The sequence below is a fragment of the Marivita sp. genome, assembly GCF_051859345.1.
Classification (GTDB): domain Bacteria; phylum Pseudomonadota; class Alphaproteobacteria; order Rhodobacterales; family Rhodobacteraceae; genus Marivita.
In genome coordinates, this window is record NZ_JBHYFV010000003.1 from 208,904 (window position 1) to 222,191 (window position 13,288).

Consider the following 13,288-nt stretch of genomic DNA (forward strand, 5'->3'; position numbering starts at 1 on the left):
GCCGCTTGAAACGGAACAAAGGTTGGGTTTAAGGACAACCATGCAAATCTACCTCCCCATCGCCGAGGTCTCGGTCAATATGTTCCTGCTCTTGGGACTGGGAGGTTTGGTGGGTGTGCTGTCCGGCATGTTTGGTGTCGGCGGAGGGTTCCTGATGACCCCCCTGCTCTTCTTCATCGGCATCCCCCCGGCGGTTGCCGTGGCCACCGGTGCCAATCAGATCGTCGCCGCATCTTTCTCGGGACTGCTGGCGCATATTCGACGAAAGACCGTCGATTTCCGGATGGGCATCGTCCTGCTGATCGGTGGTCTTGTCGGTGCCGCTATCGGCATCTGGATCTTCAACTATCTCAAAAGCCTTGGTCAGGTCGAATTGCTGGTCAAGCTGTGTTATGTGATCTTCCTCGGCGTGATCGGCGGACTGATGTTTGTCGAAAGCCTGAATGCCATTCGCAACACGCGGCGCGGAAAACCTCCCCCCCGCAAAAAGCACAACTGGATTCACGGGCTGCCGTTCAAGATGCGCTTTCGGACCTCGGGGCTTTACATCTCGGTGATCCCGCCGCTGGTGGTCGGGGTTCTCGTGGGTGTCCTTGCCGCCATCATGGGTGTGGGCGGCGGCTTTATCATGGTTCCGGCGATGATCTATTTGCTGGGCATGCCGACAAAGGTCGTGGTCGGAACCTCGCTGTTCCAGATCATCTTCGTCGCCGGGTTTGCCACGCTGATGCACGCCACGACAAGCTATATCGTGGACATGGTGCTGGCCCTGTTCCTTTTGATCGGCGGCGTTTTCGGCGCACAGATCGGGTCGCAAATCGGAACCAAGCTGAAGGCCGAACAGTTGCGCATCCTTCTGGCGATCATGGTTCTGGCTGTCTGCGGCAAACTCGCTCTGGAACTGCTGATCCAGCCGTCTGAACTCTATTCCATCGCACAGATCGGGGACATCTGATGCGCTGGCTGCTGGTGTTCCTCTTCCTGATCGCGGCCCCGTTGCGGGCCGAAGAAGTGGTGCTGGGCCTCAGTCAGGACCAGGTGTCTATCTCCACCAATTTCGATGGCTCTGAGATCATCATCTACGGTGCGATCAAACGGGAACGCCCGATCCCGACCGACGCCCCGCTTCAGGTCATTGTTTCGGTGTCAGGACCGCTCGAACAGGTCACCGTCCGTCGCAAGGAACGCCGCTTTGGCATCTGGATGAATGTCGATTCCGTCGAGGTCGATGCCGCCCCCAGCTTTTACGCCGTCGCCACATCCGCACCGTGGAGCGAGGTGATCACCGATACCGAAGACCTGCGCCGGACAATCTCGATCCCGCGCGCAATCCGGTCGGTCGGGGCACCGATGAACGTGAACGAACCGCAGGCCTTTTCTAACGCGGTGATCCGCATCCGCAAGGACAACGGCCTCTACGCGCTCATGGAAGGGGCTGTCGAACTACAGCAATCAACGCTGTTTCGAACCGCCATACAAATGCCGGCCAACCTGACCGAAGGCGCCTATCTCACGCGCATTTTCCTGACCCGGTCGGGCGAGGTCGTGTCGTCGGTCGAAACCAGCATCGACGTTCGCAAAGTCGGCATTGAACGCTGGCTGTTCAACCTGTCGCGCCAGCAACCCCTGATCTACGGCCTGCTGTCGCTGGCCATCGCGATCTTTGCGGGCTGGGGGGCATCTGCGGCGTTCCGCCTGATCCGGTCCGGCTGATGGCGCACACACCACCGGGCACCCGCGCAGACTACCGCGCCTTTCGTATCCTGCCGACCCGCTGGCAGGACAATGACGAATACGGCCACCTGAACAATGCCACCTACTACGCGCTGTTCGACACTGCCGTGAGCCTCTGGCAAATGGACCAGGGGATCGAAATCCGGGGACCGCAGGCAACCAAATTGCTCGTCGTGGAAAGCGGTTGTCGCTATCATGCGGAACTCGGCTTTCCCGACATCCTGACCGCCGGGATCCGCATCGCCCATATCGGCACTACGTCGTTCCGCTACGAGATCGCCCTGTTCGGCAACGAGTCCCACACCGCCGGGGCCGAAGGGTTCTTTACACAGGTGCATGTGGGGGCCGACAGCCGCCCGGCCCCACTGCCCGAGGCGATCTGCGCAAGGCTTGCCACCTTGACCGCCTAGGAGTTCTTCGGGCGTCAAATACCTCCGCCGGAGGCAACCCGAGGCCGCAGCGCGAAGCGTGAGGACCGAGACAACCTGCGTGCGCGTCAGCGCACACAATTCCGTAATCAGCCTTTCTCGTGGAAGAACGCGTAAATCCGCTCCGCCAGCGCTTCGCTCACACCTTCAACCGCCTTGAGGTCGGCCAAGTTGGCCCGGCTGACTGCCTTGGCTGATCCGAAATGCGCCAGAAGCGCCCGTTTTCGGGCCGCCCCCACGCCGGACACCTCGTCCAGCGGGTTCGCCATCTGCGACTTGGCCCGCTTCGCCCTGTGTGTGCCAATGGCAAAGCGATGTGCCTCGTCCCGCAGGCGCTGCACAAAATACAGCACCGGGTCGTTGTGGCGCAATGCAAAGGGTCGCATTCCGGTGCGGTGGAATTCCTCCTTGCCCGCATCGCGGTCCACACCCTTGGCGACCCCGACCATCGGCACATCCTCCACCCCGTATTCCTTCATGATCTCGCGCACCGCCGACACCTGCCCCGCGCCGCCGTCGATGAGCAAAAGGTCCGGCCACAGACCCTTGTCACGATCCGGATCATCCTTGAGCAGCCGCTTGAACCGGCGGGTCAACACCTCTTTCATCATGCCGAAATCATCGCCGGGGGTCAGGTCTTCTCCCTTGATGTTGAACTTGCGGTACTGGTTTTTCAGATAACCGTCCGGCCCGGCCACGATCATCGCGCCCACCGCGTTGGTGCCCTGAATGTGGCTGTTGTCATAGACCTCGATTCGTTCGGGCGGCGTGTCCAGCGCAAAGGCTTCGGCCAGTCCGCGCAGCAGCTTCGCCTGCGTCGCCGTTTCCGCCATACGCCGCGCCAGCGATTCCCGCGCATTGCGCAGTGCGCCGTCCACCAGTTCGGACTTCTCGCCCCGGCGCGGCACCGCGATGTCGACCTTGCGACCCAGCTTGTCTGACAGCGCCTCCGTCATCAGATCTGCATTCTCGATCGGGTGCGACAGCAGCAAAAGCCGTGCAGGTTCCTTGGTGTCGTAGAACTGGCCAAGGAACGCCTCCAGCACCTCGGCCTCTTCCACGTCCGGGCCGACACGCGGATAGAAATCGCGGTTGCCCCAGTTCTGGTTCGCGCGGATGAAGAACACCTGCACGCAGGCCTGCCCCTTTTCCAGATGCAGCGCGATCACGTCCGCCTCGGTCACGCCGCGCGGGTTGATGCCCTGCGCCGTCTGCACCTGCGTCAACGCACGGATACGGTCGCGCAAGGCTGCTGCACGTTCGAATTCCATCGCTTCGGACGCTTCGGCCATCTGTTTCGCCAGGGTTTCCTGCACATTGGTGGATTTGCCCGACAGGAACCGCTCTGCGTCGCGCACGCTGGCTGCGTAATCTGCTTCACTGATCTTGCCGACACAGGGCGCCGAACAGCGTTTGATCTGATATTGCAGGCAGGGCCGCGTCCGGCTGTCGAACATCGCGTCCGAACAATTGCGCAGCAAGAAGACACGCTGAAGCTGATTCAATGTCCGGTTCACCGCGCCGGCGCTGGCGAAAGGGCCGTAATACGCGCCCTTGTCCTTTTTTGCGCCACGATGCTTGTGGATCATCGGGAAGGCGTGATCCGTGACATGGATATTGGGAAAGGACTTGTCGTCCCGCAGCAACACATTGTAGCGCGGTTTCAACTGCTTGATGAGGTTCTGTTCCAGCAGCAGCGCTTCGGTTTCCGTGCGCGTGGTCAGGAACATCATCGACGCGGTTTCCGAGATCATCCGGGCGATCCGCCCCGAATGTCCTGCCGCACGCGCATAGTTCGACACCCGCGCCTTCAGGTTGCGCGCCTTGCCCACATACAGCACCCGCGCCTGTGCATCGAGCATCCGATAGACACCAGGACTGGAGTCCAGTGTCTTCAGATACGCCTGGATACAGGCATGTCCTGTCAGGGTTTTGGTTTCGGTCTCTTGTGTCATGTGAACGTGTCTGGACGCCTTTTCAGAGGTCATGATTCTGCTGAATTCGCTGCCTGATTGAAACCCTATATGCAACTGTTAAGGCATCCACTGTTTCTGTGGATAACTCTGCGGAGAACTTTTGGAAGTTAACGATTTTCCTTTGAATCCCGGCGCGTTCCCTGATCTGCCTAATTTTTAGGCTGTATTTCAACCCTTTGTTTTAAAATGATAATTTTCTTTACATGCGTCAAGTTACTGAAATCATTAACAGTTTCGTAACAGTTTCGTAACGTCAACTTGAGACGTGCAAAACTTGTCTGCAGGATACATCATTCCTTGCCGATGACGTCCGGTGTCTGCCATCCAAGATGCTGCCCACCATCGACACAAAGCAGTTGCCCGGTGATCGCCGGTGACTCCAGAAAGTACCCCAAAGCCGCCGTGATATCGGATGTGTTGGAACCGCGTTCCAGGATCGTGGCAGCGCGTTGCTTGGCAAAATGCGCTTCGCTCTGACGGCCTCCACGCAGGGTCGGTCCGGGTCCGATGGCGTTCACACGACACTTGGGTGCGAGGCCCTGTGCGGCCGTCTGGGTGAAGGCCCAGAGACCCATCTTGGCGATCGTGTAGGTCATGAACTCGGGCGTCAGTTTGCGCACCCGCTGGTCAATCATGTTCACCACCAGTCCAGAGGCAATCGGCTCGTCCCGGTCATCGGTTTCCGGTTCGGGCAGTTGCGCTGCGAAATGCTGGGTCAGCACGAAGGGCGCGCGCAGATTGCTTTCCATATGCCGGTCCCAGCTGTCACGGGTCGCGGTCTCGATGTTGTCGTATTCAAAGATCGACGCGTTGTTGATCAGCACGGTCAGCGGGCCGCCCAGCCCGTCGATGGCACGCGCTGTCAGGGACTGGATCGCATCCTCGTTCAAAAGATCGGCCTGAAGCGTACAGGCCTTTTGCCCCTTGGCCCGGATCATCGCCGCAACCTCTTCGGCGGCGTCGGCAGAACTGGCAAAATGAACGGCCACGTCGTGTCCGCGCTCTGCGAGGTACAGCGCCATCGCGCGCCCCAGCCGTTTGCCAGCGCCTGTGATCAAAGCTTTGCTCATCGGTTCGTCCTGTCGTTACATGATGACAAGCGCAATGTAGCCCAGATAAAGCGCCGACAAGACCACACCCCAGATGCGGGTCAGGTCTTTGGCAAGGAACACCAGCGGGAAAATCAGCAGCGACGCCCCCAGCATGACCCAAAGATCAAAGCGCAGGAATTCCGGATCGACCGGGATCGGCGCAATCAGCGACGCAACACCGATAATGGCCAGCAGGTTGAACATGTTCGATCCGATCACGTTGCCCAGCGCCACGTCCGCCTGACGGCGCAGCGCGGCCATCACGGTGGTTGCCAGTTCGGGAAGCGAGGTGCCCAGCGCAACCAGCGTCAGGCCAATCATCGTGTCGCTGACGCCGAAGATGGTGGCGATCTGGACGGAACTGTCGACCAGAATATCCGCGCCCAGTGGCAGGCCGACAAGGCCGAGGACGAGGAAGAGAATGATCTTCCACCAAGGCATGTCCGGGTCCGCCCCTTCCGGCTCTTCTTCCTCCGGAGCCGCTTTCCCGGCGCGGCGATGCGCCAGCGCTTCGCGCATGGAGTCGCCAAGAATGATCGCGAGAACGACAAGCAGGATGATTCCGGCCAGAGGGTCGAAGATGCCGCGAAACGCCAGTGCGATGAACAGGACCGACGACCCCACCATGATCACATAGCTTTTGCGCGTGTTGCATTCGCTGGTGTGCATCACCGCGAGCAGCGCCGGAATGCCAAGCACCAGAAGGACATTGGCGGTGTTGGACCCCACCACGTTGCCCAGCGCAATACCCGGCACATTGTCGAGCGCCGCATTGATCGAGATGAGCAGCTCGGGCGCGGAGGTGCCGAACGCCACCACCGTCAGGCTGACGATCAAGGCCGGGATGCCAATTCGCAACGACAGGTTCACCGCGCCCCTGACAAGCGCGTCTCCGGCCAAAAGAAGGATCACCAGACCGACGACCACGCTTCCCCAGATCATCAGCATATCAGCTTTCCTTTCCGGTGCAGGGACACGGACCTTTGCCAATGCGGTAGCGCCCGCATTTCTTGCACTTGGCACTCGACAGCCGCTTTGCGCCCGGAATGCGCAGCTTGCCGAACATGGCAAGGACACCCATGAAGATCAGGAACAGAAAAACGATCTTTGTGATCACGTTACAGTCCGTAGCGCGCAAACTCGGCACGCTCCTCAACGGCGCTGAGCGCATCGCTTGTGACTTTCGCACCGAAACGGGTTAGGAACGGGCGTCGCAGTTCGTAGCGGCGGAATTGCACCTTGTCCCCGAACCGGTCTTTCATCGCGGGCACAAGATGTCCGATGGTGTCGGCAAGACCAACATCCACAGCGCCCTGACCGACCCAGATTTCGCCGGTGAACAGATCCGGATTGTCGGCAAGCTTGTCGCCCCGGCGGGATCTGACATAGGTGATGAAAGTGTCGTGCAACTGACCAAGAAGCCGGTTCAACCGCGCCACGTCTTCTTCGTTTTCCGGGCGGAACGGGTCGAGCATGGATTTCGACTTGCCCGCCGTATGAACGCGCCGTTCGATTCCTTGACGTTGCAGGAAAACATGCGCGCCGAACCCGGCGGAAACCACACCGATGGACCCGAGGATCGAACTTTGGTCGGCATAGATTTCATCCGCCGCGCTGGCGATCCAATAGCCCCCGGACGCCGCGACGTCTTCGACGAAGGCGTAGACCGGAACTTCGGTTTCTTCGGAAAGCCTTCGGATACGCGCCCCGATCATCGAACTTTGCACGGGCGATCCGCCCGGCGAATTGATCTCAAGCGCGACTGCATCCGGCTTTCCCTTGCGAAAGGCCTTTTCCAGAATGGTGCGCAAACTGGCATCGCTGAGGGTGCCACGGCTGCCTGCCGCAATGGTGCCCTGCATCCGCACAACCGAGACCGTGGGGCCGGATTTAACAAAAGGGATAAATCGCTTCATGAAGGCCATGTAGATTGGCGCGGATGGGCATACAAGGTATGGGCCGAAAAAGGAGGCCTGTGTGGACTGCGCGCCTCTGCCCGGGAAGGGTGCGGATCCTGACCTATTGTTTCGCGCGCTAAACATTGGGGCCGGAGCGGACCTATTAAGCTTTCATCCAGACCTTACCGTCGATGCCAACTCGGCCACAGTCCGCCTCGCCAAAGCACCAGAGCGGATCGGGGACTATGATCCTGGTCAAAGTCTGCCGTCCGGGGCCGTGTTACGTTTGGCGGGAAGCAAGGAGGACTCCGATGGAAGACTTGATCAAACTTGGAAAGGACTTTGTCCAGGCGATGCGGGATCGCCGCGGCATCGCGCATGTCACCGACGTCTACACCGAAAACGCAGAGTCGGTTGAGGCGGTTAATCCGCCCGGTCGCGATGTGCGGATCGCCAAGGGTCGCGGTGCAATCCAGACCAAACGCGAGGTTTGGGCAGAGGCGCACGAGATCCACAAGCTTGACGCGGACGGGCCCTATGTCCATCCGCCAAACCGTTTCGCCGTGCGGTACGAAGTCGAGGTGACGCAGAAAGAGACCGGTCGCCAGATGACCCTGCGCGAGATCGCGATCTACACGGTCGAAGAGGGCAGGATCGTCCGCGAAGAATTCTTCATGATGCCGAAATAGCCAATGCAGAGGCAGAGCCGGATGCCTTGAACACCTGAACATCTCGGGGGACTTGCAAATGTGTTTTTCCGCGACAGCAAGCTTTGCTGCGGGCGCTGTGTTGATGCCCGTTGCAGCCTATACAATCAGCACGGCCCTGAAGATGGACAAACGGTATCTGGGGTTCGCGGTCTTCCCGCTTTTCTTCGGTCTCCAGCAATTTCTGGAAGGCGGCATCTGGATCGGTCTCGACCAACCAGAGACGGCGCGATTGCATCTCTACGCCTTGGGGTTCTTGTTTTTTGCCTATTTCCTCTGGCCTTTCCTGGTGCCGTTTGCCGCGTATCTGATTGAGCCTCGCGAAGACCGAAGACGGGTTTTTCTGGGCCTGAGTGTTTTCGGGCTCCTGCTTGGACTGTCGCTTTTCGCGCCCTTGCTGTTCAACCCTGACTGGATTCCGCTTAGAATCGTGAACCATTCCATCGACTACAATTCCCGGCTGATCTGGGAGGGCATCCTGCCCTACGCCGTCATCCGGGTTGTCTATGCCGGCATCGTGTGTGTGCCTTTGCTGCTGTCATCAGAAAAGCATATCCGGATCTTCGGCGTGATCATCACGCTGTCGGTGATCGCCGGTTTTGTCTTTGCGCATTATGCCTTCACGTCGGTCTGGTGCTTCATGGCGGCAATCGTCTCTACCTACCTTCTGTTCGCGTTGCGCAGCCTTGGCAGGCGGCGCTTGCAGGTCAGAGGTCACCCTGTCTGAGCGCCCGATGAGGGAACGCGGGTCAGTAGAAACTCTGCGGGTCTATGTCGATCGCCATGCGCAATTCGCCCCTGAGTTTGAACGGAGCGACCCATTCCGCAAGGGCGGGTTGCAGCGCCGTGCCCTTGGGGGCTTTGACAAGTAGCCTGACACGGTGCCGACCGCGCACGCGGGCAATGGGGGCCGGGGCCGGGCCGAACACTTGCGCACCCACGCGACGCAGCGGGCCGTCATTGCGGGCCAGCGCGTTGCCAAGGTCGAACACCTCTTGCACATCGGTGGAGGACAGGATGATCCCCGCAAGCCTTCCGTAAGGCGGCACACCAGCGGCGCGGCGTTCGCCGGCCTCGGCAGCCCAAAAATCCTGTTCGTCGCCGGACAGGATCGCGCGGATCACCGGGTGTTCGGGCTGGTAGGTCTGCATCAAGGCCTGACCGGGTTTGTCGGCGCGGCCCGCCCGACCCGCGACCTGCCGCATCAATTGAAACGTGCGTTCCGCCGCGCGCAGGTCCGACCCTTGCAGGCCAAGGTCGGCGTCGATCACACCGACCAGCGTCAGGAGCGGGAAGTTGTGGCCCTTGGCGACCAGTTGCGTCCCGATGATGAGGTCGGCACCGCCGCTGGCGATGGTCTCGATCTCGGCCTTGATCGCGCGGGCAGAACCGAACATGTCCGACGACAGCACGGCAAGCCGGGCATCGGGGAACAGGCTTTGCGCCTCTTCGGCCAGACGTTCGACACCGGGTCCGACTGCGGCCAGCTTGTCTTCGGCCTCGCAATGCGGGCAGACATTCGGGAGCGGTTTGGTTTCGCCGCACTGGTGGCAGACAAGGCGCTTGAGGAACCGGTGTTCGACCATCCGCGCATCGCAGTGATCGCAGCCGATCTGGTGCCCGCAGGCGCGGCAGATGGTGACCGGCGCATAGCCCCGGCGGTTGATGAACAAGAGCGCCTGTTCGCTGTTGTCGAGCCGCTTTTGCACGGCGCGACGCAGGGTTGGGCTGATCCAACTTGATCCGGGCAGATCTTCGGTCCGCATGTCGATGGCGCGCATGTCCGGCATGACGGCCGCCCCAAAGCGCGAGGTGAGTTCGATCTTGGTATACTTGCCCGCATCGGCATTGGCCCAGGACTCCAGACTGGGTGTGGCGGAGGCGAGGATCACCTGTGCACCACAGATCGACGCGCGCAGAACAGCCATGTCGCGGGCGTTGTAGAGCACGCCGTCTTCCTGTTTGTACGAGGTGTCGTGTTCTTCATCGACCACGATCAGGCCCAGATCGCGGAACGGCAGAAACAGCGAGGACCGCGCGCCGACAACCAGTTGCGCACCGCCTTGGGCCACCATCTTCCAGACGCGGCGACGGTCTGTGATGGTGACGCCGGAATGCCATTCGGCAGGTTTCGCACCGAAGCGGGCATCGACGCGGGTGAGGAATTCGGCGGTCAGCGCGATTTCCGGCAAGAGGACCAACGCCTGACGGCCTTGGGACAGGCATTCGGCCACGGCTTCGAGGTAGACCTCGGTTTTGCCCGATCCGGTGACACCCTTGAGCAGCGTTGTCCCGTAACTGCGTGTGGCGACTGCATCACGCAAGGTGGACGAAGCGGTTGTCTGGTCTTCGGTCAGGTCTTTTCCCGCATAGGTCGGATCGAGTGTCGGGAAAGGCGTGTCGCGCGGGCTGTCTTCCTCGCGTACCGCGCCCAGCTTGGCGAGGCCCTTGACGACAGATGTGGTCACACCCGCCGCCTCGGCCAGTTCCTTGAGGGTCAGGGACAGCCCGCCCATGTCGCGCAGTACGTCGAGCACGCGCGTCCGGGCGTCGGTCATGCGGTCGGGGGTGCTGTCGCCCAGCCGGTAGATCTTGCGCATCGACGGTGGATCGCCCAGCCCCGGCGCGCGCGTGGCCAGCCGCAGCATCGCGGGCATGGGTGTCAGTGTATAGTCGCCCGCACGGGTGAGAAACGCCATCAGTTCGTCCCGCATCGGCGCTGCGTCAAGCACGCGGATCACGGACCGCACCTTGGACAGGTCGTAGTCGCCTTTCCCAGCCCCCCAGACCACGCCCAAGACCTTGCGCGGGCCCAGAGGCACCTCGACAAAGGCACCCAGATGGCAGCCGCCTTCGGGCGCGCGGTAATCCAGCACCCGGTCCAATGGCTGGGTGGTCAACACGCCGATCAGCGCGCCCTCGTCGAAATAGCTGGATGTTAGCGCCATCAGTTCGGGGTTTCCGTCGTCATTGCCATGGGGTAAAGCCAGCGGTAGGAAAGGCCAACCCATCGGAGGACGCAGCCCATGAAATTCTTTGTCGATACCGCAGAAATTGATGCCATTGCCGAACTGAACGATCTGGGGATGGTGGATGGTGTGACCACGAACCCATCGCTGATCAAGAAATCTGGTCGCGACATTTTCGAAGTCACGAGAGAAATCTGTGACATGGTCGAGGGTCCGGTGTCTGCCGAAGTGGTGGCACTCAAGGCCGAGGACATGATCGCGGAAGGCCGCAAACTGGCCGAGATCGCGGAAAATATCGCGGTCAAGGTGCCGCTGACCTGGGACGGTCTGAAGGCGTGCAAGGTGCTCACGGACGAAGGCAAGATGGTCAACGTGACGCTGTGTTTTTCGGCCAATCAGGCGCTGCTCGCGGCCAAGGCGGGGGCGACGTTTATCTCTCCGTTTATCGGGCGGCTGGACGATCTGAATATGGACGGCCTGGACCTGATCGCGGATATTCGCGAGATTTATGACAATTACGGGTTCGAGACCAACATCCTTGCCGCGTCGATTCGGACGGCCAATCACATGAGCGATTGCGCCAAGATCGGTGCGGATGTGGCCACTGCGCCTCCGGGTGTGATCAAGGCGATGGCGAACCATATCCTGACAGACAAGGGGCTGGACCAGTTCGTCAAGGACGCCGCAGCCGCGAATATCAAGATCCTCTGATCTGGGTTGGGGCAACGCTCTTTGAAGTTTGTTCCTGCCAGACGGCCACAGTTTTCCCGGATGCCCGCATTTGATCGAAAAAACGCGGGCATCTTGCCGGTACTCCTGATAGTGTCCGACAAAATACAAAACACGAGGATGGCATGAGCAGCCCCCGTATTGATGACGAGTTGCGCGAAACCATCATGACGCGCCCCGATGTGATTCTCGAGGATCAGGACGTGATGCGCGCCCTTATCGCCGCCAATGAGCGCGCGATGGGAGGCAATATCGTGGACCTGCGTGGCATCGCCATGGACCGGCTCGAGGCGCGTCTGGACCGGTTGGAAGACACACATCGGTCGGTGATTGCCGCCGCTTACGAAAATCTTGCCGGCACCAATCAGGTACATCGCGCCATCCTGCGGATGCTGGATCCCGTGGAATTCGAATCCTTCCTGCGCGATCTGGGTGGAGACGTGGCCGAGATCCTGCGGGTCGATGTGATCCGGCTGGTGCTGGAATCCGTGCAGAATGACGAAGATCCGGCAATCAAGCGGCTTGGGTCGGTTTTGTCCGTGGCCGCACCGGGGTTCATTGAGAACTACCTGAGTTCCGGGCGCTCTGCGACGCAGCGGCAGGTGACGCTGCGCCAGATCGAGACAGGCAAGCGCGACATCTACGGCGACAAGGCGGACTGGATCCGCTCCGAAGCCTGTCTGAAGCTGGATTTCGGACCCGGTCGGTTGCCGGGGTTGCTGGTGATGGGCGCGGAAGATCCACACCAGTTCACACCACAGCAGGGCACGGACCTTTTGACCTTTTTCACCGGTGTGTTCGAGCGTCAGATGCGGCGCTGGCTGTCGTGACGCTGATGCTCTCTCCGGCGGCGCGGGACGCGTTGGAGGGATGGCTGGCGTCAAGCCGCGCGTTGAATGGCACGGCTGAAAACACGTTGACCGCCTACCGGGGCGATGTGGTTGATTTCATTGCATTCCTGACGGGCTACAAAGGCGCGGCGCAGGGACTTGCTCCGTTGGCGCGGATCACGGTGCCGGACATGCGGGCCTGGATGGCGCATACGCGATCTGCCGGGTCCGGTGCGCGGTCGCTGGCGCGCAAGCTGTCGGCGGTCAAGTCGTTCTATCGCTGGCTGGCCGAGCGTGAGGGATTTGAACCGACAGCGGTTCTGTCGACGCGCGCCCCCAAATTTCAGAAGAAACTGCCCCGTCCGCTGAGCGAGGATGCCGCGCGCGAGATGATCGACACGGTAGGTCTGCAATCGCAAAAAGGGTGGGTCGGCGCACGGGACATGGCGGTTGTGACGCTGCTTTACGGGTGCGGTTTGCGGATTTCCGAGGCGCTTGGGCTGATGGGGCGCGACCTTCCTTTGGGTGAATCGATGCGGATCATCGGCAAGGGTGGCAAGGAACGGGTGGTGCCGGTTCTGCCCGTCGCGCGGCACGCTTTGGAAACCTATGTGCGGCTGTGCCCGTTCGAGATGGAACCGGATGCCCCGGTGTTCCGGGGTGTGCGGGGCGGTGGCCTCAACGCGCGCAACGTGCAGAAGGTGACGGAACAGGCGCGGATGCAGTTGGGCCTGCCTGCAACAGCAACGCCGCATGCGATGCGGCACAGCTTTGCCACACATCTTCTGGCAGCTGGCGGCGATCTGCGGGCGATTCAGGAATTGCTGGGACACGCGTCCTTGTCGACGACACAGGCCTATACGTCGGTGGACACGGTCCACCTGATGAAGGTTTACGAGGCGTCGCATCCCAAGGCGGGGTGATTG

The 13,288-nt window shown here is 60.8% G+C and carries 14 protein-coding genes; 8 read left to right on the forward strand and 6 right to left on the reverse strand.

Going from position 1 to position 13,288, the window contains the following annotated elements; all coding sequences use genetic code 11:
- Positions 1-40 precede the first annotated feature (40 nt).
- Genes ACTIEN_RS03880 through ACTIEN_RS03890 form a run of 3 tightly spaced genes read left to right on the forward strand, consistent with a single transcriptional unit; the run spans position 41 to position 2,144 of the window.
- Positions 41-955 carry a sulfite exporter TauE/SafE family protein gene (locus tag ACTIEN_RS03880; protein ID WP_439521788.1) on the forward strand — a complete coding sequence of 305 codons (915 nt, stop codon included), beginning with the start codon at positions 41-43 and terminating at the stop codon, positions 953-955.
- Positions 955-1,713: a TIGR02186 family protein gene (locus ACTIEN_RS03885; protein ID WP_439521789.1), complete on the forward strand. Its 759-nt coding sequence runs from the start codon at positions 955-957 to the stop codon at positions 1,711-1,713. The genes ACTIEN_RS03880 and ACTIEN_RS03885 overlap by 1 nt, the downstream gene beginning before the upstream one ends.
- Positions 1,713-2,144 carry an acyl-CoA thioesterase gene (locus ACTIEN_RS03890; RefSeq protein ID WP_439521790.1) on the forward strand — a complete coding sequence of 144 codons (432 nt, stop codon included), beginning with the start codon at positions 1,713-1,715 and terminating at the stop codon, positions 2,142-2,144. Before ACTIEN_RS03885 ends, ACTIEN_RS03890 begins: the two co-directional genes overlap by 1 nt.
- Positions 2,145-2,251: 107 nt before the next feature.
- Here the strand turns inward: ACTIEN_RS03890 and uvrC are convergent, their stop codons facing one another.
- The 5 genes from uvrC to ACTIEN_RS03915 all read right to left on the reverse strand — a co-directional run bounded on the left by uvrC (position 2,252) and on the right by ACTIEN_RS03915 (position 7,145).
- Positions 2,252-4,117: an excinuclease ABC subunit UvrC gene (gene uvrC / locus ACTIEN_RS03895; protein WP_439521791.1), complete on the reverse strand. Its 1,866-nt coding sequence runs from the start codon at positions 4,115-4,117 to the stop codon at positions 2,252-2,254.
- 311 nt (positions 4,118-4,428) lie between these two features.
- The gene (locus tag ACTIEN_RS03900; RefSeq protein ID WP_439521792.1) at positions 4,429-5,208 is read right to left on the reverse strand and encodes an SDR family oxidoreductase; all 780 of its coding nucleotides are present in this window, start codon (positions 5,206-5,208) and stop codon (positions 4,429-4,431) included.
- A 15-nt stretch (positions 5,209-5,223) separates the two neighbouring features.
- Positions 5,224-6,171 carry a calcium/sodium antiporter gene (locus tag ACTIEN_RS03905; RefSeq protein ID WP_439521823.1) on the reverse strand — a complete coding sequence of 316 codons (948 nt, stop codon included), beginning with the start codon at positions 6,169-6,171 and terminating at the stop codon, positions 5,224-5,226.
- Positions 6,172-6,178: 7 nt separating this feature from the next.
- Positions 6,179-6,346: a hypothetical protein gene (locus tag ACTIEN_RS03910; RefSeq protein ID WP_439521793.1), complete on the reverse strand. Its 168-nt coding sequence runs from the start codon at positions 6,344-6,346 to the stop codon at positions 6,179-6,181.
- 1 nt (position 6,347) lies between these two features.
- Positions 6,348-7,145 (reverse strand): S49 family peptidase, encoded by a 798-nt coding sequence (locus tag ACTIEN_RS03915; protein ID WP_439521794.1) that lies wholly within the window; start codon positions 7,143-7,145, stop codon positions 6,348-6,350.
- 293 nt (positions 7,146-7,438) lie between these two features.
- Here ACTIEN_RS03915 and ACTIEN_RS03920 point away from each other — a divergent pair, with 293 nt between their 5' ends.
- Complete coding sequence (locus tag ACTIEN_RS03920) at positions 7,439-7,816, forward strand: SnoaL-like domain-containing protein (RefSeq protein WP_439521795.1); 378 nt, start codon at positions 7,439-7,441, stop codon at positions 7,814-7,816.
- Positions 7,817-7,874: 58 nt separating this feature from the next.
- Complete coding sequence (locus ACTIEN_RS03925) at positions 7,875-8,561, forward strand: DUF6629 family protein (protein WP_439521796.1); 687 nt, start codon at positions 7,875-7,877, stop codon at positions 8,559-8,561.
- 22 nt (positions 8,562-8,583) lie between these two features.
- On the opposite strand, the gene ACTIEN_RS03930 is transcribed toward ACTIEN_RS03925, so the two are convergent.
- Complete coding sequence (locus ACTIEN_RS03930; RefSeq protein WP_439521797.1) at positions 8,584-10,782, reverse strand: primosomal protein N'; 2,199 nt, start codon at positions 10,780-10,782, stop codon at positions 8,584-8,586.
- A gap of 78 nt (positions 10,783-10,860) precedes the next feature.
- On the opposite strand from ACTIEN_RS03930, the gene fsa reads away from it, so the two are divergent.
- The 3 genes from fsa (at position 10,861) to ACTIEN_RS03945 (ending at position 13,285) form a co-directional block, all read left to right on the forward strand.
- Positions 10,861-11,514, forward strand: a complete 654-nt coding sequence (gene fsa / locus ACTIEN_RS03935; RefSeq protein ID WP_439521798.1) for a fructose-6-phosphate aldolase — start codon at positions 10,861-10,863, stop codon at positions 11,512-11,514.
- 143 nt (positions 11,515-11,657) lie between these two features.
- Entirely contained in the window at positions 11,658-12,362 is a 705-nt protein-coding gene (locus ACTIEN_RS03940; RefSeq protein WP_439521799.1) for a DUF484 family protein, read from the forward strand.
- Between the two features lie 5 nt (positions 12,363-12,367).
- Positions 12,368-13,285, forward strand: coding sequence for a tyrosine recombinase XerC (locus ACTIEN_RS03945; RefSeq protein WP_439521824.1), 918 nt, complete (start codon positions 12,368-12,370; stop codon positions 13,283-13,285).
- Positions 13,286-13,288 lie beyond the last annotated feature (3 nt).

Excerpts from the sequence above, each read along its gene's own strand:
- ACTIEN_RS03930 (WP_439521797.1), bottom strand. The coding sequence starts at position 10,782 with ATGGCGCTAACATCCAGCTATTTCGACGAGGGCGCGCTGATCGGCGTG.
- ACTIEN_RS03945 (WP_439521824.1), top strand. The coding sequence starts at position 12,368 with ATGCTCTCTCCGGCGGCGCGGGACGCGTTGGAGGGATGGCTGGCGTCA.
- ACTIEN_RS03905 (WP_439521823.1), bottom strand. The coding sequence starts at position 6,171 with ATGATCTGGGGAAGCGTGGTCGTCGGTCTGGTGATCCTTCTTTTGGCC.
- ACTIEN_RS03900 (WP_439521792.1), bottom strand. The coding sequence starts at position 5,208 with ATGAGCAAAGCTTTGATCACAGGCGCTGGCAAACGGCTGGGGCGCGCG.
- ACTIEN_RS03920 (WP_439521795.1), top strand. The coding sequence starts at position 7,439 with ATGGAAGACTTGATCAAACTTGGAAAGGACTTTGTCCAGGCGATGCGG.
- fsa (WP_439521798.1), top strand. The coding sequence starts at position 10,861 with ATGAAATTCTTTGTCGATACCGCAGAAATTGATGCCATTGCCGAACTG.
- uvrC (WP_439521791.1), bottom strand. The coding sequence starts at position 4,117 with ATGACACAAGAGACCGAAACCAAAACCCTGACAGGACATGCCTGTATC.
- ACTIEN_RS03880 (WP_439521788.1), top strand. The coding sequence starts at position 41 with ATGCAAATCTACCTCCCCATCGCCGAGGTCTCGGTCAATATGTTCCTG.
- ACTIEN_RS03925 (WP_439521796.1), top strand. The coding sequence starts at position 7,875 with ATGTGTTTTTCCGCGACAGCAAGCTTTGCTGCGGGCGCTGTGTTGATG.
- ACTIEN_RS03885 (WP_439521789.1), top strand. The coding sequence starts at position 955 with ATGCGCTGGCTGCTGGTGTTCCTCTTCCTGATCGCGGCCCCGTTGCGG.
- ACTIEN_RS03890 (WP_439521790.1), top strand. The coding sequence starts at position 1,713 with ATGGCGCACACACCACCGGGCACCCGCGCAGACTACCGCGCCTTTCGT.
- ACTIEN_RS03915 (WP_439521794.1), bottom strand. The coding sequence starts at position 7,145 with ATGAAGCGATTTATCCCTTTTGTTAAATCCGGCCCCACGGTCTCGGTT.
- ACTIEN_RS03940 (WP_439521799.1), top strand. The coding sequence starts at position 11,658 with ATGAGCAGCCCCCGTATTGATGACGAGTTGCGCGAAACCATCATGACG.